We start from the raw sequence: 22,278 nt of genomic DNA, 5'->3' as shown, positions 1-22,278 counted from the left end.
CACAAAAAGGTCAAGATGAGAGAGGGGTACTACATGGTCAAAAGCGTCAATAAGGAGAAGGTACTGAGTGCCTACAAAAAATTACAGTCGGTCGTCAAGCAGACACCTTTACAATATGATCAATATCTATCTGAGAAGTATAAGGCCAATATTTATTTGAAACGTGAAGACTTACAAGTTGTCCGTTCATTTAAATTAAGAGGAGCCTACTATTCAATTAGTGAACTCAGTGAAGATGATCTAGCTAAAGGTGTTATCTGTGCCTCAGCCGGCAACCATGCTCAAGGGGTAGCCTTTGCTTGTAATGAAAAACAAGTAATGGCGACGATTTATATGCCGAATACGACACCCGCCCAAAAAATCGATCAAGTCAGATATTTTGGTGGGGACTACGTGAATATTGTGATTGAAGGGGATACCTTCGATGAGTGTAGCCAAGCTGCGCACGAATATGGTGCAGAAAATCAGATGACCTTTATTGAACCTTACGATGATGAAAATGTCATCGCTGGCCAAGGGTCATTAGCTGTTGAAATCCACCACAGCCTAACTGCCGACGGGGAAACTGCAGACTATGTCTTAGTGCCTATCGGTGGGGGTGGGTTGATCTCTGGTGTTTCTGCCTATGTCCGTGAAGCCATGCCCGAAACTGAAATTGTTGGCGTTGAACCAGCCGGTGCAGCATCCATGAAACTGGCCCTTGACCAAGGTCAGCCGACAGCACTTGAGAAAGTCAACAAATTCGCGGATGGTACAGCAGTTGGTAAAGTAGGGGACATCACCTTCCAATACGCGAAAGACAATATTGACCGCATTGAAACAGTCGAAGAAGGTAAGATTGCGGAGACAATTATTGACTTGTACACTAAGCAAGCCATTGTAGCCGAACCTTCAGGCGCCTTGACCGTATCTGCTCTAGATAATATGGCCGAAGACCTTGTTGGCAAAACAGTCGTCTGCATCATTTCTGGTGGTAATAACGACATCAACCGCATGGCCGAAATTGAGGAGAAAGCATTGATTTATTCAGGAACTAAACAGTATTTTGTAGTGAATTTCCCGCAACGACCAGGTGCATTAAGAGAATTTGTAACGGACGTATTGGGACCGGACGATGATATCGCCAAGTTTGAATATACCAAGAAAATTTCCCGGTCAAACGGACCAGCACTCGTTGGGATCCTAGTGGGTGATTACGAAACCCTACCCGGTTTATTAGAACGGTTGAAGAATTTTGATGCTAATTATATTTCGGTATCTGAAAATCCGACATTATATGAATTCTTAGTCTAATGCCTCACTGGGTCACAAATGATAGGGAAATCCTATAATAACAACGTTGAAAACGTTTCATAAAAAGGCTTTCATTTTTACTTGAACCATGCTATAATGTTTTTGAGGCAATCTAGACCTCTAATAGATTGCATCATCCTTTCATTTTTGTTTTTTCCTTTTTCACCCTCAAAGCGATGAGGGTGTTTTTTATTATTAAGATGTGACAGAAGAAGATCAGACTCAGAGCATCTAACGCAGACAAATGAAAAAATATATACATCCAATGAACTTGCACGTTATCTAGACATAAAAATGTAAGTAATCTTCTATACTGCTCGTGTCAACTTAATTTATCGCTTTTTAAAAATATTCAGAAAACGTTTTCTAAATATGTTGACAACGCTTTCAATTCGAGGTATTATTGCAATTAGATAAAGAACAAGTACTCTGTATACTGGATTCGTTACGGCTCGGCCGGCAAGACCAGGCATCAAAGTTATCGCACATTAGTCATGGGACTAATAGCTATACTTTTATGCGCTGGTCTTTTTTATATATAAGGACTTGTTCCCATCAATACATCGAGAGAGGGTGTGGGGAAACTTGTTTTAAAATCGTAAAGAGAATTAATAATAATGTCGTGTTTTCAAGTGATGATGACGGACGTGAAATGATTTTAATTGGAAAAGGGTTAGGCTTCCAAGCCAAGGTTGGCGATTCAATCGATGGCAACAACATTGAAAAACGTTATTATCCAGAAGGAGACGTTGATCTCGAACACATTTTGATGGTGATGACAAATGCTAGCGAAGAAGAAATTTATTGGATTTATAAAATCGTATCCTTATTTAAAGAAAAAATGGATGTAGCCTTTAATCCCAATCTCTTCCTCACACTTACCGATCATATCTTGTTTGCGATTCATCAGCAAAAACAAGATCCTAACTTGATGAACCCCATGCAATGGGAAATAAAGAGAATTTATCCTAAAGAGTATGCAATTGCTGAAGAAGCGGTGGATCTGGTCCGACAACATTTGTCACCGGATTTTCCGCAAACAGAAGTTGCATCGATCACCCTACATTTTGTCAATGCACAACTGGACCGAACGGCTAACCAATCTGCTTATGAGCAGATGGCGTTGACCAATGATATTATTCGAATCGTTCAGTTTGCTACGAATATTGATATCGATGAAAATTCTGTATATTTTCAACGATTTGTTACCCATATTCGTTACTACTTAATACGACAGGGACAAGAGCAAGAAAATGATCAACCGGTTAAAAATGACCGAATGGTTGAATTGGCCTTCATTTCCTATCCTAAGGAGAAAGAAGCAGCCGATAAAATTAAGGAATACCTATTCGAAGCCAAGGGCTGGCAAGTCAATGACATGGAATTATTATATTTAATCCTACATATTGGTAATCTTGTGAGTCACTCAGCTAGTAAAAAAAAATAAAATAATATCTAGTTACGGAAAAATACTGGATTCGTTACGGTTCGGCCGGCAAGACCTGCATTTTCTATTTTATTAGTAGCTTAGGATAGGCGTGTGTGTACCTCCCTACACATACGCCCATCCTAAGGTATTTCAGGAATAGATTTGTGGGTCTTTTTTATATCGTTAGTCAGTCAGATTTATAAAAGAAGAGGAGTAGAGAAAATGGCGAAATACACCCAATTAGCAGAAGATATTGTTGACAAAGTCGGCGGCAAAGAAAATGTTAAGGAAGTAAGACATTGTGTGACGCGTTTGCGTTTCTATTTAAAAGATGAAAGTAAGGCAGACACAGAATATTTGAAGAAACGTGATGGTGTGGTAACAGTGATACAAGCTGGTGGACAATACCAAGTCGTTATCGGTAACCATGTACCCGAAGTATATGAAGAAGTATTAAAAGTAGGAAACTTTGCTGATGGTGGCGAAGTAGACGCTGATGATGACAGTGAAAAAGGGAACTTATTCGATCAATTTATCGATATCGTTTCTGGTTTATTCCAACCATTCTTAGGCACTTTAGCAGCTGCCGGTATCTTAAAAGGGGTAACAGCCTTATTAGCAGCTACTGGTGTGGATCAAACATCAGGTATCTATCTTTTGATGAATACCATTGGAGACGGCTTGTTCCAATACCTACCAATGGTATTAGCGGTTTCTGCTTCTAAGAAATTTAGAATGAATACTTATACTGCCGTAGCCATTGCAGGTGCTTTAGTTTATCCAGGTTTAGCTGAATCCTTAACTGAAGCAACTAATATCTTTGGGTTGAACTTCACCTTACCAGCGGGTGGCTACTACAACACCGTATTACCAATCTTATTAGCAATCTACGTTGCTTCTAAGATTGAGAAATTCATGAAGAAAGTCACACCAGATGTTTTGAAATTATTCGCAGTACCAATGGTTACCTTATTAGTAACTATTCCATTAACTTTCCTATTAGTAGGACCTATCGCGAATACAGCTTCTGATTGGATCGGTATTGCTTTCCAAGCAGTGTATGACTTTAGTCCAATTATCTATGGATTCATTTTAGGGGCAGCATGGCAAGTAATGGTCATGTTTGGATTACACTGGGGTCTTGTACCAATTGCAATTTTGGATATGGCGCAAAACGGCTCATCTGTTATCTTAACAGCTGCAGTATTACCATGTTTCACTCAAGTTGGTGTCTTAGCAGCTATCTACTTAAAAACGAAAGAAGACAAAGTTAAAAAGGGTGTACTACCTACATTAATCTCAGCAATCTTTGGGGTTACTGAACCAGCAATCTATGGGTACACTTTACCAATGCGCACACCATTTATTATTTCCTGTATTGTTTCAGGTATTGTCGGCGTTTACTTATCAATCTTTAATGTTACTGGTTACGCAATGGGTGGTATGGGTATCTTCTTATATCCAGCTTACATTGACCCAGCGACTGGTTCCTTCCACTCAGTAATCCACTTAGCAATTGGTACAGTTTTAGCAATTGTCATTGCCTTTGCAGTACAAATGTTTGTTAAAGTACCTACTTTATACGGAGATGACGACACTACTAACGCAACTAAAGTAACAGCGACTGATGACCAACCAGTTCTAGTATCTGCAAGTGTATCTGACGCAAAAGACCAAATCTTAAACAGCCCATTACAAGGGAACATCGTGCCTTTAAGTTCGTTAGATGATCAAGTGTTTGCGACTGGGGCAATGGGTCAAGGGATTGCGATTGAACCAAGTGAAGGCTTAGTCACAGCGCCGGCAGATGGATTAGTACAAATCCTTTTCCCAACGAAACATGCAATCGGCTTTATCACAGATGATGGGGTGGAAATTTTAATCCATATCGGTATGGATACAGTTGAATTAGAAGGTAAATTCTATGAAGCACATGTTGCCCAAGGTGACCACGTGAAGGCGGGCGATCCGTTAGTATCCTTTGATATTGAAGCGATTAAAGCGGCTGGCTACCAAGTGACTTCACCTGTTATTATCACTAATACACCGGCTTACACCAATGTGGCGACAACTCAAGCAGGCACTGTAGGTTTTACTGATGAATTAATTGAAGTATTTGCATAAATATAGATAACTAAAGGTTTAAAGAAAGAGGGATTACATGACAGACAAGGCATTTCCACAAGGATTTTTATGGGGCGGGGCAACTGCAGCCAATCAATTTGAGGGTGCATGGAATGAAGGCGGACGCGGACCAGCGACCTCTGACACGGCGGTAGCGGTAGCGCCTGAGGACCGAAAGAATATGTCGGATTTCGCTGCACCCATGAACCGTGAGCGTGTAGAATTCGCCTTACAAGACCAAGAAGGTTTATACCCTAAACGTTGGGGAACTGACTTCTACCACCGCTACAAGGAAGATATTGCCTTATATGCTGAAATGGGCTTTAAAACTTTCCGTTTATCTATTGCATGGTCTCGTATCTTCCCGAATGGTGATGACAAAGAGCCAAATGAAGAAGGTTTAGCTTTCTACGATGCTGTTTTTGATGAATGCTTGAAATACGGTATTGAACCATTAGTGACTTTATCTCACTATGAAACACCAATCGGTATTGCCTTAAATTATGGTGGTTGGAAGAACCGTGAAGTGATTGACTTGTTCGTCAAATACGGCCAAACAGTCTTAGAACGTTACCAAAATAAAGTAAAATACTGGTTAACTTTCAATGAAATCAACATTATGGGGATTTCAGGTTATGTGGGTGGTGCCTTACTATTTGAAGATGGTAAGCAAGACTTATCAGATATGTACCAAGCAGCTCACCATCAATTTGTGGCGTCATCATTAGTAACTAAATTCGCCCATGAATTGAAGGCAGATTTAAAAGTGGGGATGATGTTAGCGCGTATGGAAGCTTATCCAGCAACGCCGAACCCATTAGACGTGATGGAATCGATTCATAAGGACCACGAAAACTTATTTTTCTCAGATGTTCAAGTACGCGGTAAATATCCAGCCTATACCAAACGATTCTTCAAAGAAAACAATATTCACGTGGAAATGGCAGAGGGTGACGAAGATATCTTAGCAGCTCATCCAGTTGATTTCATGTCATTCTCTTACTACATGTCATCAATCGCTCGTCACAATCCGGATGAAAGCGCAGGTTCAACTGCGGGTAACTTCTCTATTTCAGAAGAAAACCCTTATCTAGAAGCATCTGACTGGGGTTGGCAAATTGATCCAGTTGGGCTACGCATTACCTTAAACAAATTATACGACCGTTACCAAGTACCCTTGTTTATCGTGGAAAATGGTTTAGGTGCATTCGACAAAGTCGAGTCTGATGGTTCAATCCATGATGACTACCGGATCAACTACCTAAAATCACACATCCAACAAATGCACGAAGCTATTGAAGATGGCGTGGACTTAATAGGTTACACACCTTGGGGTTGTACAGACTTAGTATCCGCATCAACATCGGAAATGTCTAAACGTTACGGTTTCGTCTATGTAGACGCAGACGATCTAGGAAACGGTACCTTCGATCGTTCACGTAAAGACTCATTCTTCTGGTACCGTGACGTCATTCAATCAAATGGTGCTAATATTTTAGAATAATTTATGAGGTGCGACAAAAGTCATTTAGACTCGACGCACTGGACCGAAAGCCGAACTATTACTATCAAGTAATTGGCGCATTTTGGGAAGTTTCGGAAGAGTTTGACTTTTGAAGCCGGATTTATATGAAAAAAGGGTATCACCGTGTTGTTGGTGATACCCTTTTTTCTTATGTCGAATTTATTTGTCAGCGTCCGTTGAGTCTGCATCTTTTTTAGATTGTTCAGCTTCTTGTTTTTTCTTGGCGTCGCGAACGGCTTGTGGGGTCACGTCAGTACCCTCAGGGTCGATTACCTTAGTGTTTAAGATAATGTCATTGAAGGCTGAACGGAATTGTTTCAAGTAAACTTGGCGCAACTCTTTTTGTTCCACTAGTTCTTCTTCAGTAATCGTGCTAGCTTTTTTCTTAGCAGCTAGCTCGTTAATGCGTTTTAATAATTGATCTGAATCCATTGATTATCATTCCTTTTTTGTATTAGCCAACAGCGGTAGCATACCATCCCTTCGCTGCTTGTAATTCAGGCATAGATAAGGAATGACCATAGTTTTCCCAATGAAGGGTAACAGGGCTACCAGCTGATTCTAGGCTGGTTTTAAGTTCTTCACTTTCGCTTGGTGCACAGATTGGGTCGTTAGTACCAGCACCAATAAAGACAGGTGTGTGGGTCAAGTTTGGCATCGTTTCATCTCTAAATGGTGCCATAGGGTGGAGTAAAATCGCGCCCTTAAAAGGATTGTCATACAGGTATAAAACACCGCCAGCAATATTTGCGCCATTTGAGTAACCAATTGGCACTACTTTAGCTGGGTCGAACCCTTTTTCCGCAGCCAAGGCTCCAATGAAATTATACAGGTCTTTGGCATGGTATTTCAAGTTTTCGATGTCTAAGTTGCCTTCACCGTGGCGTTTGAAGAAACGATTCATGGCTCCTTCAGGTTCGTTACCGCGTAATGATAGGATATTGGCCTTGGGATCGATAAATTGGGCAATGTCTAGTAGGTCGCGCTCAGTTCCACCTGTACCGTGTAAAAGTAGTAGGGTATTGGCTTCAGCTTGGTTTTCTCCTGCTTGATAAATATATTCGTAACTCATGTATGAACTCCTTTTTAGAAATCTAGGGGTGTCAATTTGGCTTTAATTTGGTCGATAATCGCTTCATGTTTGGCTGGGTAGAATAATTGGCTGCCAAGTTCTTCAACCGTCTCGTTCCAAGTAAATCCAGGGCCAGCAGTCGCTAATTCAATCAAAATTCCACCACGCTCGCGGAAGTATAAGGATTTGAAATAGTCACGGTTCTTGATATCGCTAGTATGGTAACCACGTTGTTGGGCTACTTCTAGCCAATAGGTTAAGGCCTCTTCGTCCGCCACTTCAAAGGCGATGTGGTGAACTGTACCGATAGCCATTGTACCAAAAGAATCAGCAGTTTTTCGAATATCTAGCCATTCATTCCGTTCGCCAGGTGCTTGTAGACGGATATGTTGGTCGTCCTCGCCCAGCTTGTGCCAACCGAAAACTTGGTCGAACAATTCAACCGTATGATCAGGCCGATGACTGTATAAAACCGCTCCAGCAAAGCCTTGAATAGCTGTCTCAGGCGTAATGTCGTCGACTGCGTAAGTATTAGCCTTGCCCCAGTTCTTTTCAACCAGCTCAATATTCAAATGATGGAAATCTTTGACGAGAATTGTCTCATTGTTAAAACGGCTACCGCGGGCAAATTGAATGCCTTTGGCTTCCAAGCGGTTAGCCCAGAAATCTAAACTGCCAGTTGGAATCGCAAAAGAAGTGGTCGCCACTTGACCGTCACCCAATTGACCAAGGCGGTTATTTTCCCAAGGGAAGAAGGTAATGATGGTCCCGGCGTCAGCTTCATTGTTACCGAAATATAGGTGGTAAGTGAAAGGGTCATCGTAATTTAGGGTTTTCTTGACCAAACGAAGACCCAGGATGTCGCGGTAAAATGTCAACACTTGGTTAGGGGCCCCAACAATAGCAGTGATATGGTGCAATTTTTCAATGATTTCAGTCACGGGAAAACCTCCTTAAAAATAGGGTTTTGTGTTAGCAATGGAAAAATCAAGCATCATTTTAAATCTTTATTTCTAATTCGAACCAATTTATAAATCGAGTATATCATCATTTCGAATTCGAATCAAGCAACCGATATGCTATTTATATGATAAATTCAAGAACATAGGCAAATAATAAGGTTGTATTGCCTATCAATAAGTTTTTCTTTGAGTTTTATAAGCGTTTATTCAAACCAAAAAAACTTCTAAGCCGTATACTTTATTATATATATGAGTTTCTTGTGAAGATTATGTAAAATTGCATTATTTAATAAAATCATCAAATTTATTTGGTAAAATAGCGTTGTAACAATGTGCAGAAGGTAAATTTCGTAAACACAGGAGGAATAACATGAGCAACTCGTACGAAAACTCGGCGACAATGGATGCGACTGATAAGCGCCCATTTGGCTTCCGTGACATTATTGGTTACTTCTTTGGAGACTTTGGCTGTAATCTAAGTTATTCTGTTGTAACTTACTACCTTACAATTTTCTATGTATCTTACATTGGAATTGAAGCAACACACTTTGCTGCTTTAATGATTCTGACACGTGTATTTGATGCTGTGAATGATCCATTGGTTGGCTATTTCTCTGACCGGATTAAACCTTTTAAAGGTAACCGGTATAAACCATTCATTTTTGTTGGGGGTCCATTACTAGCGATCATTTCAGCCTTTATGTACTTTGATACCTCATCAATGGGCTATGGGGTGCAGTTGGCTGTCTGTGCCATTTCTTATGTGGCTTGGGACTTTGCTTATACTTTAGTAAACATCCCTTACGGCACTTTAAACTCAGTAGTCACTGACGCATCTGAAGGTCGTACAAAACTTTCTACAGCGCGTTCAATTGGTGCTGGGGTTGCCAAGTTACCAGTAGCGATTATTCCGTTAATCGTATATCAAGATAAAGTAGTTGACGGTCAAGTTGTATCACAATTTCAAGGACAGTTAATGTTTCCAGTAATGTTAGGTTTAGGGGTTGTCGCTTTAATTTCATTCTTCTTGTTATATTCAAATGTAGAAGAACGTGTACAGCCAGATATGGAACAAATCAAAAACCAACCGTCAATCTTCAAAACTTTCAAAACATTATTCTCAAACCGTGCCTTAATCGCCCAAATTATTGCCGGTACAGCACAAACAATTTTCATCTACTCAGCATCACAATTACACCAAATGACCTTACAAGTTAAATACAACGATGGATCATTATTCTCGTGGTTTACCCTTATTGAAATTGCACCTTTAGCGATTGGGGTATTCATGATTACACCACTAGTACGTAAATTTGGTAAACGCCAAGTCATCATTGTACCTTTAATTGGTAGCTTGGTAACCTATGGAACAATGTTATTATTCCCAGTGGAAAATGTTTACGTTTGGATTGGTTTGATGGCAGTCGCGAATATGTTTACATTCGGTTTCCAATTACTATCATGGGCAATGATTTCAGATGCAATTGACTACAACGAATGGAAACAAGGCTTCCGTTCAGACGGATCGTTATATTCTTCATATATCTTCTGTCGTTAAATTGGCACAGCATTCTCATCTGCAGCCGTACCATTATTAATTGCATTCGCAGCACCTTCATTAGAGTTGAATAATGCGGCAACTTGGACCGCATCAAATGTGAGTGCAATCTACAACATGTCAATCCTATTCCCATTATTTGGATTTGGTTTGGTGTTTATTGCTTACTTATTAGTGTTTAACATCTCAAAAGAAGACTACCACGAAATGCAAAAAGACCTAGGTCATACAATCGACAATGGTTAATCTTTAAATTCAAATAAAAATGAAAGCAATTGACGGTCAAATAGGGTAAAAACCATAAGAACGTCAATTGTTTTTACATTTAAAAGGTAGAATTTGATATACTATAGGAAAAACAGGGTGCGAGAGAGACCGCTTTTCTCGTACCTCCAAATTTTAAAAAGGTGGTTTTATGAAAACTTTAGCAATTGATACATCAACTCAAGCTCTTAGTGTCGCCCTACGTGATGGGGATCAGGTTGTGACAGAAACGACCACCAATACCAAAATTAAGCATTCAACCCAGTTGCTCCCTTTAATTGACAGTATGTTCAAATTAATCGGTTGGCAACCAAGTAACCTTGAAGGCATTGTTGTTACAGGGGGACCGGGCTCTTATACAGGATTGCGGATTGGGGTAACAGCAGCCAAAACCATGGCCAACACACTAAACATTCCTTTGTTTACCTTACCAACCTTGATGGCGTTAGCGGGCAACGTGCAAGCAACAAGTGGTCCAGCTTTAATCGTCCCATTTATCGATGCCAGAAGAAAGACGGCTTTTGCGACTGTTTACCTTAGAGATGGCAACCGTTTCACGCCATTATTCACAACATCGCACGGCCAATTTACCCAGTTTTTAGAACAGGTTGAGGCCTACTTAAAAGACAATCCGGACTTACAAACCTTACCGCTGAATTTTGTCAGCCCAGATATCGATGCCTTTCGCCAAGACATTGAAGCCCAATTTGGTGACCGAGCAATCATTTTCCCAAATGAATTTGGTTTAATTCATGCAGGACATTTAGGCGCGTTACCACTGAAACAAGTGGACGTTGATACATTTATTCCGGATTACGCAAAATTATCAGAAGCTGAAGAAAATTGGGTCGCTCAAAATCCTGAGGAGGCTAAGGCAGATGAAGGCACGTACGTGGAGAGAACTAATTAAGGATTATTTCAAAAAATTTAATCGACAGGTGTTGTTTACAATGAAACATTCATTAGTATCCGATTTAACATTAGACAAACAGTCAATCGCCTTACCAGATGGTCAATCCATTTTCTTTGTTATGCAAGATACCACCGTGATCCACCAGATGGTTGACGTCGAATACCGGGCCTATCACCAAGTCATGTCTTGGACAGCCCGCGACTTCTTGTATGACATGACCCAAAATCCAAACACCTACTACATCCAAGCCTTTTTAGGCGAAGAATTAGTGGGCTTTATCGGCTGTAGACGAGACCGAACCGACGTTCATATCTCAAACTTCGTCGTCAACCCAGACTACCAGTCAATCGGGATTGGGACCGCCTTACTGGACCGGGCCATTGACTGTGCCAAACAGCTCGACCGCAACGCCATGTCTCTTGAAGTCAGAGCCTCAAACCACGGTGCGCAACGGTTCTACCAACGTTTCGGCTTCTACGAAAGTGACACCAAAGAGAATTATTACTCTGATAATGACGAAGACGCCTACGAAATGCGGTTAGCGCCCCTAACTAACGTCGAGCAAATCGAAGTCGTCGAAGGAGTGTAGCCCGTGCAAATCGACCACCTAGACCACCATTGGGCCAAAGACCAAGACCCTAAAGATTTAGGCAAAATGGCCACCGAAATACACGCTGGCTTGCACCAAGCCTTCCAAGGTGACTTGTCTTGGACCGCAGAAGCCATTGCGACTAGCCTGGCTAATCCATACCATCACTTCTTTATTATGCGCGATCCAGCAAACTTAGCGGTTGTTGGAGTAGCGCATTTTCAATTGATTTTTGACGACGTTGAACTCTTCAATATCGCCATCTTGCCGGCCTATCGTCGCCAAGGGCTCAGCCAACATTTGATTGAAGAAGCGCTGACTTATTTTGCCAAAAACGAGGGTAAAATCGTTACCCTTGAAGTCCGTAGCCGCAATCACGCGGCCCGACAACTATATGAAAAATTGGCCTTCAAACAAATTGCTAGTCGTCCGGATTATTATACTGTAGACTTAGACGACGCCATTATTTACCAACGAATTCTAGATAACAATAATTAAATGACAACAACTAAGTGAAAGGAGCCATCTCGCTATGGCAACAATATTAGCAATCGAATCTTCTTGTGATGAAACATCCGCAGCTATCGTCCGAAACGGGACAGACATGCGGTCCAATGTTGTCGCAAGTCAAATTAAAAGTCATATGCGGTTTGGCGGTGTCGTGCCTGAAATCGCTAGCCGTCATCATGTAGAACAAATTACTCAAATCATCGACCTAGCTATGACTGAAGGTAACGCGACCTGGGAAGATGTGGACGCTGTCGCAGTAACCCAAGGACCCGGCCTAGTCGGTTCATTATTAATTGGGGTTACGGCAGCAAAAGCTTTAGCATTTGCTCATCAAAAACCTTTAATCGGGGTTAATCATATGGCTGGTCATATATACGCCAATCAACTGATTTCACCAATGGATTATCCATTGTTGGCATTAGTTGTATCCGGTGGTCATACTGAACTAGTTATTATGCGCGGAGAAAATGATTTTGAAACAATTGGTGATACGCGTGATGATGCTGTAGGAGAAGCTTACGATAAAATCGGCCGTGTCATCGGAGTGCCTTATCCAGGTGGGAAAATCATTGACCAGATGGCTCATGAAGGAGAAGATGTTTATCAATATCCGCGAGCTATGAAGGGAGAAAATACATTAGATTTTTCTTTTTCAGGCTTAAAGTCTGCTGTAATCAACCATATGCATAATGCCAAACAAAAGAATGAAACGCTTGATATGAACAATGTAGCAGCTTCATTCCAAGCAGCAGCGCTTGATCAATTAGTGGGTCGGACAATTTCTGCCTTAAACCAATACCCAGAAATCAACCATTTACTAGTTGCAGGCGGTGTAGCAGCCAACAAAGGTTTACGTAGCCAATTAACCGCAGCAGTTGAAGGATTAGATCGTCCAGTCACCTTACAGTTCCCGCCATTAAGCCTTTGCGGTGACAATGCGGCGATGATAGGTGCTGCAGCGGAGACTTTATATCAAACACAGCAATTTGCTTCTTTAGCTTTGGATGCTAAACCAGGTATGAGCTTATCATAGGTAGAATATTTTGAAGTAAGGTAAGTTTTCTTTATAATAGAAGGCAATTTATAATCGAGTGAGAAAGAGAAAGCGGTGGGGCAATGTTTAATAGAAGAAAAATGAATGCGCAAGATAAACATGGAGACCGAAATCGCCTAGAACAACTTTCTGCTAGGCAACGACGAAAAGAGCGGTTTAAAGGACAACCAGATCGGATTCGTGATAATCCTAGGGATACTTTCGTTGACATTATTATCTTTCTTTTGATTATTGCTGTAATAACAGGATTAGTCTTTTTATACTGGGCCTTTAGTCTTTAGGAAGCGACTATATTTTTTCTAAGATGATTAAATGAAAGGCACAGAAATGTGCTTTTTTTTGTAAAAACCTTGTAGGGAAGGCGATAAAAAGGGCTTATATTACAAATGTGAAACACTTCACTTGTAAATCACCCTAGCTAGCAATTACAATTTAACCATGCCTAGCTTTACTTGCATCCGGTTTATACTAGGTGTGTCGTTTGTTGTTGGGATGCACAAAAAAGGTTAGCCAGGTCCATCTGCTAACCGCGAATACTTTTTGTCTCAGCTCTCTAAGCGTGCACTTAGGGAGCTTTTTAATTTAGGTGATTATTTGCTTAAGTGCTGTTTCATCAATAAACTAGCACTAGCCAACTGTGCAATGATACAGATGATAAGGATAACCGCTAAAGAAATGTCGTTAAACTGATTTTCTATTAAAATCGCTACATAACTCCAAGTGAATACTAATGGAAAGGCAATGTCTTTATATCTAAAGGCGATGTAACCCATTAATAGACTAGCTACCACTAGCATGATATTGGTCCAAGATAACTCGGAAAGTCCAATGAAAGAATCAATATCAGCACCGATAAACCAGGTGATTATATTGACAATTGTTGCAACAGTTACCCAAGCAAAGTAAATAGAGAATGGTAAACGATCAAGCCAGTGTCGGTTATTTATATCCGATAATCTTGTATATATGCTGACTAAGTTGATGAGTAATAAAGCAATAATGATTGTAGAAACAAGCAACCATTCTTGGGTAAATGCAATAATCCAAAAACCGTTCAGTAAGAAATTGATAACAGGCAGAAAACTTAATCTATCTACTACTTGTTGCGCTTTTTGACGATTAAAGAATAAGCGAATCATCCAAATAAAAGTGAGTATGTAGATGATTCCCCAAATGGAGAAAGCGTAGCCGGCAGGTTGAATAAGTGCAGGGTCTTGGTTTGCGACAATCCCAACATTAGTGGCAGACCAGTAATTCAGAAAGATCATTACAGCAAATGCGATGAGATAAATTACGGGCCATTGGGTATATTTTTTCATGAATATCTTCCTTTCCATTTAATTGCAGTAGTATTGTTTCAACAATTGATGATGAGGAGGGTTTTATACCATCATCCAACATGACTTCATCGGCAGTAATTTTTTATGAGGAGAGTATAATCGCTACACCGGCACCTGGAGGGCTGCTTGACCCAGCAAAGTATAAATTGTTGCCCTTTTTTTTTCTTTAAAGATAGCCTAAAGTGATTACTTTGCCCCAAAGAAGATCCTAAGCCAAAAGTCGCTCCATGGTATACATTAAATTTACTTTTAAAATCTTCCGGTGTGTAGCGTGTTTTCCTTCAATTATAATTTCTGAAACGTCTGAAGATATCATCATCCTTTTTGGATTGGGGCATCTTACCAACTGGTTAATCATTTTTCTCGTGGATATCTACTTAATGGCTTGCATGTCCTAATCGGCTAGCGGATATATCGTCTATATCTGCCCCAACTACGATTACATGTTTTGTCATTTTTATTATCATCTTCCTATCACAAGTGGCTATTTGAATGGCTTGAAGTAAATACTGTCAGTTAAATATGGATTTGGGTACTTTTTCAGTAATTGTTTCAAGTATCGACGGAATTGTGTAATCGATATTTCTTGGTTTTGTAGTCTTTCTTGATTGCGTTTAAACTTACCACGCTCAGAATCGGTGGCTTGGTTTTTAAAGTATCCCCAAATATGTTGTCCAGCATTTATTTCATTACCGATATCTTCTGGTAAGTTTTCAGCAGTTTCAAGATATTGGATAAAGGCTTCAAAATCAGTGTGCTCTTTATCTTTTAAAAGGTTTCTAATGGCATGATAAATATTTAAAGACTTTGCCATCACGTCATATTTATAACGCTCCCATAACTTTTCGGCAGCCCCAATATCTTGGTCAAGATATAATTGGATTTTTTCTGCAGACCGATTTTTATCTTTTACTTCTAACATGATATCTATAGGGCCACTTAATTCATTTTGAATGAAATGGATAAAAGGGTTAAGTGCGGTCGTTTTAGTATGCGCACCCGGTTTTTTACCTAGCGCTTGTTGGCTATAGTGTATAGCCTGTCTACCATCATTAGTAGTCCAAGTTTGACCGGCTAAATCAATATAGGTTTTCATGCTACGGCTATTTTCGGGTTTTAATATATTGAAATGTAGGTTATCAAATACAACAGGTAAGTGAGTGAGTTGACTAATATACAAGACATCTTCAATATTAAATAAGCGCTCATCATTTTCGATGATTAAATGACGACGAATCTTACTAGAAAGGCTATTAGCTACTTGAATAAACCGTTGAATTGCGGCGTCTTTATCGCCATACACACCACCAATATGAATCACCATTTTATTACTTTGATCACCGCCCAATAACGCCAACAAATCGGCATGATAATCCAAATCAGCAATTGCGCGTTCTACTACATCCTCCTTTGGTGAATTTAGCACAGTATATTGACCAGGGTGAAAGGATATGCGGATGTCTAAATTCTTTATGAGCTTCTTTAGTGCATCGAATTCATCTTGAAAATATACCTGCCAGTCTAAATTAACATCATCTTTAGCCTTAGTTGCAAAAGGAATTAAATCACTTGATAACCGTAACATTTGAATGTTGTGGTCTGCAGTGTAAATCAACATTTGCTTAAGTGTTTCTAAATTCCAGCTAATTAACTCAATCCATTTTTCATTAGTTAAATTAGCAAAACGACAAGTTTTAAACCCTCGATCTAAGTCTAGGTTCAAGCAGGCGTAACCAACCTTTATTGTTGAATTCATCATATGACCTTCTTTCTCATGATGTCCTGATAGTTTGGTGAGCTTGTTGAATTAATTGTGCTCTTTTTAATTTGCTAGTGTACTGGCGCTTAGGGAAACAATTGTAGCAATCTTCTTGAATAACCGTTTCAATACTTTGGCAAATAGTAGCTGATGCCACAAGTTGTAGACGAGCTTTCGGGTGAAATGCTTCGATATGGTTATGAATTTTTTCATATCGCTCGCTTTTTAAAAATCATAAACTTATCAATTGATAAGTTTCGTTTAGTATAAAGCTAATAAAAGTAATTAACAATACCTGTTTAAGTATTTTTGCCTTATAATGAAATGGAATATTTAAAAGGAATGGCTTCATTATCAGAAAAAAATCCGACAACCAGGCAAAGAATTACAGCAGTTGCACACGAAAACTTTATGTCAATTGGGTATGAGAAGACCTCCACACGCATGATTGCTGAAGAGGGTGGAACAACTCAACAAGATCTATATCATCATTTTAAGAATAAACAAACACTTTATGTAGCGGTATTAGAATCAGTTGCTAACGAGGTAGAGAAAGAACTTATTAACTTTGTTGCGAATGAACAATTGACTATGGAAGAAACTTAAATGGAGATGACCTTGTATTTACAGGAAACGAATCCAATTGATATTTATAGCATGTTAAAAGATATAGACTTAATGCTGATAAAGAAACTAAAGAAGCACTTTATAAGTTATTGATAGATAAATATAGAGGTCCTGGTAGGAATCTTTTCCAATCATTTAGTAGCCAATTTACCGAAGAAGTCGATCCTAACTCAATTGCTAGTGACTATTTTATAACGATTGCGTCTTATATTTTCCCGGATGCGGAGAAATATCATTTAATGAATTTTAGTGAAGTCATTCATCTATTTCTACACGGTATATTAAAGCAAGTATCAATAAGGAGATGTGCGGCTATGTTTGAACAATTTGCTTTTTATTTTCCATTTAAGGATGTGGATAAACAAATCCACTTGTATTTACCAGATCGTCTATCAGAAAGTAAAGAACGCTATCCTGTTCTTTACATGTTTGATGGGCATAACTTATTCTTTGACGAGATGGCGACTTATGGAAGGTCTTGGGATTTATTGGATTTTCTGGGTACCTACAATAAAGAGCTGATTGTTGTAGGGATTGAGTGCAGCCATGAAGACGGTGAGCGTCTCCGTGAATATTGTCCCTATTCAGTAGATACTGCGCATTTTGGTCAAATTGATGGTTATGGCGATCATTTTATGGATTGGCTAGTTAATGACCTAAAACCATTTATTGATGATAACTATCCAACTATTGCGGGGCGCATGGGAACAGCAATTGCTGGTTCCTCTATGGGTGGCTTAATGGCTTATTATGGTGGAGTTGTTCATAATGAGACTTTTTCTAAAGTTGCCGCATTATCACCAGCTTTTGGTTTTTGTTTTGATGAATTAGTGGCTGAATTGGGACGCCAATCTATCGACCAAGACACTCGATTATACTTGTCCTTTGGTGACCAAGAAGTGAATCAAGATCGCTTAGAGCAGGCTGGTTATCTTGAGCAAGCATTCTTAGATCGTGGTGGTGAAACTTATATGCATTTAGCAGCAGGGGGGGACCACTCAGAAGCTACATGGGCAGCACAAAACCACCTATACATGGACTTCTTATGGCATTAAATCATCTTTTTAAGTTACATGTAAAAAAACGACTGAGTATATCTCAGTCGCTTTCAATTTTGGAATTGGTCATTTTTATGCTTATTTGCGGCCGGTTACGTATGCATCTACAGCAATCAAGGCATCTGCAACGTCTTCAGCTGTGACGATATATGGCATGTTGTGAATTGTTTCCCCTTCAATTGTGGCCTGTTTACCCACGCGAATCAAGGCGTCACGGTCTTCAGGATCCAAGTGTAATTCTTTTAGGGTAGTAGGTAAGTTTAAAGCTTGATACAGGTCGATGTAAGCATCAATCTCTTCAGTTGGACGATTTTCCATAAAGAGTTGTGTTAGCGTACCATAAGCAACTTTTTCACCGTGGGTTAGGTGATGAATGTCACCTTCTAAAGCTGTGAAACCATTATGGATAGCGTGGGCAGCTGCAAGACCACCAGATTCAAAGCCCAGTCCACTAAGAAGCGTATTGGCTTCAATAACATTCTCAACTGCTGGTGTGACTACATGTTTTTCAACGGATTTAAAAGCTTTAACTCCGTCAGCGAACAAGACTTCCTTGCTCTTGTCTCCAATCGCTTGAGCAGCTAAAGTTGTTTTCCCACCGGCCATGGTATCGTGGTTACCGGTCATCGTTGGTCGCATTTCAACTGCAGTTGCCAGTGCATCAGCGATTCCTGAAGCGAAGAAACGAGCTGGTGCTTGCGCAATAATTTGACTATCTAATAGGACTAGATCGGGATTCTTCTTGTAGAATCGGTATTTCTCAAAGGCGCCTTCCTCAGAGTAAATAACAGATAGCGCAGAAGTTGGTGCATCTGTAGAAGCAACGGTTGGTAAAATAGCTACTGGTGACTGTAGGTCATCTGCAATGGCTTTCCCTGCATCAATAGCTTTCCCACCACCTAGTGCTAAAACAAGATTTACATCATTGTCTTGACCAATTTTCGTTACGCGATCAATCTCTGCAGTAGAAGCTTCACCTTGGAAAGGCTCACGGATAATGGTCATGCCAGCTGCCGTCAATGAGTCAGTTAGGGTTTCCCCAACAATTTCCCAAACAACATCATCTGCTAGCAGTAAGGCCTTATCACCTAACTTTTGAATGTAGTCTACAGCTACTTGACTTGTTAAAATATTTTTACCTTGAACATAATGTGCCGGACTTGCAAATACCCTAACCATAATAAACCTCCTAGTTTATGTCACAAAATTCACAATAGAAACCACATATATAAAAAGCAAGAAAACTGTTAATCCTATTTACATGTGAATTATATCACAAATAAAAAGGAGATGATACTAATTTAGGGTAAGTTTCGAGAGAATAAAATATAATGATGATATAAGATATTTTGCTTCCAATTGTGGTTCAGATTTGAGATAATGTAACGCTGTAAGCAAAAATTCTAGAGTAAGTAAAAAAGCGAATAGCTTTTTTATTTTGTATTCAATATATAAGAAAAAGAGAAAGGAATTTATTGTGGAAGAAAAGAAAAACTTTTGGCAAGAATTGCCACGACCATTTTTTATTTTAGCGCCAATGGAAGATGTGACAGATACTGTTTTTCGTCATGTAGTTCAAAAAGCAGCTAAACCAGATGTTTATTTTACTGAATTTACCAATTCAGAATCATATGTACATCCAAAAGGTCGCGATTCATTAAATTCACGATTACTATTTACAGAAGATGAAAAGCCTATCGTAGCGCATATCTGGGGAGACAACCCTGATCATTTTGCGGCAATGGCTAAAGGGATGAATGAAATGGGCTATGCTGGTTTAGATATTAACATGGGATGCCCAGCACCTAACGTGTTTAAACACGGTCGAGGATCAGGGTTAATCCTCCGTCCAGATGTAGCGGTTGAATTAATTCAAGCAGCTAAAGAAGGTGGCCTACCCGTTTCAGTGAAAACAAGACTTGGCCACCAAGACACGGAAGAATATAAAGAATGGCTTAGTCTGTTGTTAAAGCAAGATATTGCCAATTTATCGATTCATTTACGGACCAAGACGGAAATGTCTAAAGTAGACGCTCACTGGGAATTGATTCCAGAAATCAAAAAACTACGCGACGAAATCGCACCACAAACCTTATTAACCATTAATGGTGATATTCCAAACCGTCAAGTCGGTCAAGAATTAGTGGATAAATACGGTGTTGACGGCGTCATGATTGGTCGTGGGATTTTCCATAATCCATTTGCCTTTGAAGAAGAAGCACGTGACCACTCGCCAAAAGAATTGTTGGATTTATTCAGATACCACTTGGATTTGTTCGACGAAAATGCTGCCAAAGACGGTCGTCCATATAAACCATTACGTCGTTTCTTTAAAATCTACATCCGCTCATTCCGTGGTGCCAACGACTTACGGATTGGCCTAATGGAAACTGAATCAACGGAAGAAGCACGCGCATTGCTAGATGAATTTGAAGAAAAATACCTAGCGGATGCATAATATAATTGCGAATATGATAAAAAGGCCACTTTCACGTGGTCTTTTTTAGGTGGTTTCTAAAATTTTTGATATTATAAGGGTGAACACGGAAGCAGTTATGATAGCAGATATTTATAGAAGAAAAGTATCAGGTCCTTAACTTGATTCGATAAGACGGTATGAAGATGACTATACGGATATTGGGTTGGCTTATTAACCTCATCGCATTATTCCTATTTCTAACCACCGCAACACTGATTTTAATGGGGGATTACGCTATGATCATTTTCATGCTCTTCCTCTTCCTAGCCTCCAAACTACCTTTAGCCATTAGATATTCAGAAGTCTTCGCAAGACTTCGAGAACCAGAAATTTTTCGGAAACTAGCCGGAGAAGGGCTTATCTTACTCGTCGCCATTATAATTCGGGTCTAGATCTATTCGGGCGTATTATTGCCATAACTTCTTGCAAAATAAAGAAACACATCTAAGCTGACAGAAAGCCTATTTACCTAAGGCCTCTGTCTTTTTTTGATTATTCTTGGGCCGATTTCCTAATTTCGGAACAGGGTGCGGGTTAGAAAACTTGTCTCAATAAAATTGAACAATAAATTTTCTATCGATATTTCAGCACCTTTGGAGCTAAAAATTGCGAGTGCATCTATTAAACCTGGAGATGTGCTGATTGTGGCGTCTTTTAGCGGCAATGTGGCATTGATTGAACGAGAATTGAAAATCTTTAAGAGTAAAGGGGCCATCCTGATTGCGGTGAGTGAAATGCATACCAGTTTATTAGCTAGCTTAGCCGATTATACAATTTATTTTAAAACAACACGCTTTGATTATAAGGATGAAGCCTTTGCATCTATGTTACCTATCCACCAAGCCACCAACTTATTAGCAATCGCCTATTTTGAATATGTGCGAAAACAAGAACGATTACAGAAAGAAAATGAGGAGCGTGACCTATGACCAGAAAAAATTTAAGTCGAATGGTACATTTTGTGATTATATTACTGGTTATTGCACCCATCTTATATGTTGCCCTATTAACTTTCCAAGGCAACGCGCAAGGACTGGGTTTACTAGAAAACTTGACCACGAATGTCTCTACAGTGATTTCACTAATGTCTGCATGTATCCTGCCTTTTGCGGGCTTTTTAATCAAATCTAAGTGGGATCAAATTGACCAAACACAAGATAGTCTAGGACAATTTTATTTAAAGTCACCCCTTGAGAAAACCGTGTAATTCATTACATGGATGAATCAAGTTCTAGGGCGACCGTCATTGTATTCCGTTAATTGATTTTCTATATACTTTTTAACAGTTTCTTTAGACATACTGCCTACTGTTGACATGAAATAACTAGGTGTCCATAAATGGCCACCCCATAACATTGCTTTTGTTTCTGGATATGCTTTGAACCATAGACGGGCAGATTTCCCTTTAAGTGTTTTGACGATACTACTTGCGGCATGTTTAGGGTTGAACGAAATCAACATATGGATATGGTCAGGCATAACTTGGAGCGATTGGATGACAATATCGTGTTCATCACAAATATGCGTCAATATATCTTGCATGGCGTTTTGTTTTTCAATGGTTGTAAATATTTCTTTACGATACTTTGTTACCCAAACCAAATGGAAATTAAAATCATAAACATTTGTCCTTGTTTTCACTATCATATGTAAAAACCTCTTTAACTACATTATAGCAATTGTTATCGCTATAAACAAGTGTCATACGTATGGTATAATATA

22 protein-coding genes are annotated in these 22,278 nt (G+C 39.5%); 15 read left to right on the top strand and 7 right to left on the bottom strand.

Annotated features, from left to right (window positions below; genetic code table 11):
• Window positions 1-33 precede the first annotated feature (33 nt).
• From ilvA to B2V22_RS02900, 4 genes are all read left to right on the top strand, one after another.
• Window positions 34-1,293 carry a threonine ammonia-lyase IlvA gene (gene ilvA / locus B2V22_RS02915; RefSeq protein WP_290490437.1) on the top strand — a complete coding sequence of 420 codons (1,260 nt, stop codon included), beginning with the start codon at window positions 34-36 and terminating at the stop codon, window positions 1,291-1,293.
• 517 nt (window positions 1,294-1,810) lie between these two features.
• On the top strand, window positions 1,811-2,740 hold the full coding sequence (locus B2V22_RS02910; protein WP_290490495.1) for a PRD domain-containing protein: 930 nt from the start codon (window positions 1,811-1,813) through the stop codon (window positions 2,738-2,740).
• A 204-nt stretch (window positions 2,741-2,944) separates the two neighbouring features.
• Window positions 2,945-4,846, top strand: a complete 1,902-nt coding sequence (locus tag B2V22_RS02905) for a beta-glucoside-specific PTS transporter subunit IIABC (protein WP_290490436.1) — start codon at window positions 2,945-2,947, stop codon at window positions 4,844-4,846.
• Between the two features lie 37 nt (window positions 4,847-4,883).
• Entirely contained in the window at window positions 4,884-6,350 is a 1,467-nt protein-coding gene (locus tag B2V22_RS02900; protein ID WP_290490434.1) for a glycoside hydrolase family 1 protein, read from the top strand.
• A gap of 180 nt (window positions 6,351-6,530) precedes the next feature.
• Here the strand turns inward: B2V22_RS02900 and B2V22_RS02895 are convergent, their stop codons facing one another.
• From B2V22_RS02895 to B2V22_RS02885, 3 genes are read right to left on the bottom strand one after another with little or no spacing between them, the layout of a single operon-like run.
• The gene (locus B2V22_RS02895) at window positions 6,531-6,803 is read right to left on the bottom strand and encodes a DUF896 domain-containing protein (protein ID WP_290490432.1); all 273 of its coding nucleotides are present in this window, start codon (window positions 6,801-6,803) and stop codon (window positions 6,531-6,533) included.
• Between the two features lie 22 nt (window positions 6,804-6,825).
• Window positions 6,826-7,443 (bottom strand): alpha/beta hydrolase, encoded by a 618-nt coding sequence (locus B2V22_RS02890; RefSeq protein ID WP_290490430.1) that lies wholly within the window; start codon window positions 7,441-7,443, stop codon window positions 6,826-6,828.
• Between the two features lie 14 nt (window positions 7,444-7,457).
• Window positions 7,458-8,384, bottom strand: a complete 927-nt coding sequence (locus B2V22_RS02885; RefSeq protein ID WP_290490428.1) for a VOC family protein — start codon at window positions 8,382-8,384, stop codon at window positions 7,458-7,460.
• A 391-nt stretch (window positions 8,385-8,775) separates the two neighbouring features.
• Here B2V22_RS02885 and B2V22_RS02880 point away from each other — a divergent pair, with 391 nt between their 5' ends.
• The 6 genes from B2V22_RS02880 (at window position 8,776) to tsaD (ending at window position 13,272) form a co-directional block, all read left to right on the top strand.
• The gene (locus tag B2V22_RS02880; protein ID WP_290490426.1) at window positions 8,776-9,963 is read left to right on the top strand and encodes an MFS transporter; all 1,188 of its coding nucleotides are present in this window, start codon (window positions 8,776-8,778) and stop codon (window positions 9,961-9,963) included.
• A 99-nt stretch (window positions 9,964-10,062) separates the two neighbouring features.
• Window positions 10,063-10,209, top strand: a complete 147-nt coding sequence (locus B2V22_RS02875) for a hypothetical protein (RefSeq protein WP_290490425.1) — start codon at window positions 10,063-10,065, stop codon at window positions 10,207-10,209.
• A 169-nt stretch (window positions 10,210-10,378) separates the two neighbouring features.
• Complete coding sequence (gene tsaB / locus B2V22_RS02870) at window positions 10,379-11,137, top strand: tRNA (adenosine(37)-N6)-threonylcarbamoyltransferase complex dimerization subunit type 1 TsaB (protein WP_290490424.1); 759 nt, start codon at window positions 10,379-10,381, stop codon at window positions 11,135-11,137.
• Window positions 11,106-11,729, top strand: coding sequence for a ribosomal protein S18-alanine N-acetyltransferase (gene rimI / locus B2V22_RS02865; RefSeq protein WP_290490422.1), 624 nt, complete (start codon window positions 11,106-11,108; stop codon window positions 11,727-11,729). The genes tsaB and rimI (B2V22_RS02865) overlap by 32 nt, the downstream gene beginning before the upstream one ends.
• Window positions 11,730-11,732: 3 nt before the next feature.
• Window positions 11,733-12,227 carry a ribosomal protein S18-alanine N-acetyltransferase gene (gene rimI / locus B2V22_RS02860; RefSeq protein WP_290490421.1) on the top strand — a complete coding sequence of 165 codons (495 nt, stop codon included), beginning with the start codon at window positions 11,733-11,735 and terminating at the stop codon, window positions 12,225-12,227.
• A 34-nt stretch (window positions 12,228-12,261) separates the two neighbouring features.
• On the top strand, window positions 12,262-13,272 hold the full coding sequence (gene tsaD / locus B2V22_RS02855; RefSeq protein WP_290490419.1) for a tRNA (adenosine(37)-N6)-threonylcarbamoyltransferase complex transferase subunit TsaD: 1,011 nt from the start codon (window positions 12,262-12,264) through the stop codon (window positions 13,270-13,272).
• A gap of 611 nt (window positions 13,273-13,883) precedes the next feature.
• Here tsaD and B2V22_RS02850 read toward each other — a convergent pair.
• Together B2V22_RS02850 and uvsE are read right to left on the bottom strand one after the other, a co-directional pair.
• Window positions 13,884-14,612 carry a tryptophan-rich sensory protein gene (locus B2V22_RS02850; RefSeq protein WP_290490417.1) on the bottom strand — a complete coding sequence of 243 codons (729 nt, stop codon included), beginning with the start codon at window positions 14,610-14,612 and terminating at the stop codon, window positions 13,884-13,886.
• A gap of 505 nt (window positions 14,613-15,117) precedes the next feature.
• Window positions 15,118-16,389 (bottom strand): UV DNA damage repair endonuclease UvsE, encoded by a 1,272-nt coding sequence (gene uvsE, locus B2V22_RS02845; protein ID WP_290490416.1) that lies wholly within the window; start codon window positions 16,387-16,389, stop codon window positions 15,118-15,120.
• 345 nt (window positions 16,390-16,734) lie between these two features.
• Here uvsE and B2V22_RS02840 point away from each other — a divergent pair, with 345 nt between their 5' ends.
• Entirely contained in the window at window positions 16,735-16,998 is a 264-nt protein-coding gene (locus tag B2V22_RS02840; protein ID WP_165695907.1) for a TetR/AcrR family transcriptional regulator, read from the top strand.
• Window positions 16,999-17,333: 335 nt separating this feature from the next.
• A complete protein-coding gene (locus tag B2V22_RS02835; protein ID WP_290490412.1) occupies window positions 17,334-18,074 on the top strand; it encodes an alpha/beta hydrolase in 741 nt (246 codons plus the stop codon).
• Between the two features lie 81 nt (window positions 18,075-18,155).
• Here B2V22_RS02835 and B2V22_RS02830 read toward each other — a convergent pair whose 3' ends face one another.
• Complete coding sequence (locus B2V22_RS02830) at window positions 18,156-19,256, bottom strand: glycerol dehydrogenase (RefSeq protein WP_290490410.1); 1,101 nt, start codon at window positions 19,254-19,256, stop codon at window positions 18,156-18,158.
• A gap of 358 nt (window positions 19,257-19,614) precedes the next feature.
• On the opposite strand from B2V22_RS02830, the gene B2V22_RS02825 reads away from it, so the two are divergent.
• The 3 genes from B2V22_RS02825 to B2V22_RS02815 all read left to right on the top strand — a co-directional run bounded on the left by B2V22_RS02825 (window position 19,615) and on the right by B2V22_RS02815 (window position 21,763).
• Window positions 19,615-20,535: a tRNA dihydrouridine synthase gene (locus B2V22_RS02825; protein ID WP_069286779.1), complete on the top strand. Its 921-nt coding sequence runs from the start codon at window positions 19,615-19,617 to the stop codon at window positions 20,533-20,535.
• 578 nt (window positions 20,536-21,113) lie between these two features.
• The gene (locus B2V22_RS02820) at window positions 21,114-21,485 is read left to right on the top strand and encodes an SIS domain-containing protein (protein WP_225968923.1); all 372 of its coding nucleotides are present in this window, start codon (window positions 21,114-21,116) and stop codon (window positions 21,483-21,485) included.
• Entirely contained in the window at window positions 21,482-21,763 is a 282-nt protein-coding gene (locus tag B2V22_RS02815) for a hypothetical protein (RefSeq protein ID WP_048727162.1), read from the top strand. Before B2V22_RS02820 ends, B2V22_RS02815 begins: the two co-directional genes overlap by 4 nt.
• A gap of 17 nt (window positions 21,764-21,780) precedes the next feature.
• On the opposite strand, the gene tnpA is transcribed toward B2V22_RS02815, so the two are convergent.
• Window positions 21,781-22,203, bottom strand: a complete 423-nt coding sequence (gene tnpA / locus B2V22_RS02810) for an IS200/IS605 family transposase (RefSeq protein ID WP_111857575.1) — start codon at window positions 22,201-22,203, stop codon at window positions 21,781-21,783.
• Window positions 22,204-22,278 lie beyond the last annotated feature (75 nt).

Origin of the sequence: Aerococcus sp. UBA6277 (genome assembly GCF_002440555.1) — a bacterium.
In the GTDB taxonomy this organism is placed as follows: domain Bacteria; phylum Bacillota; class Bacilli; order Lactobacillales; family Aerococcaceae; genus Aerococcus.
The sequence above is the reverse complement of the archived record's forward strand: the minus strand, read 5'-3'. Positions and strand labels throughout refer to the sequence as shown.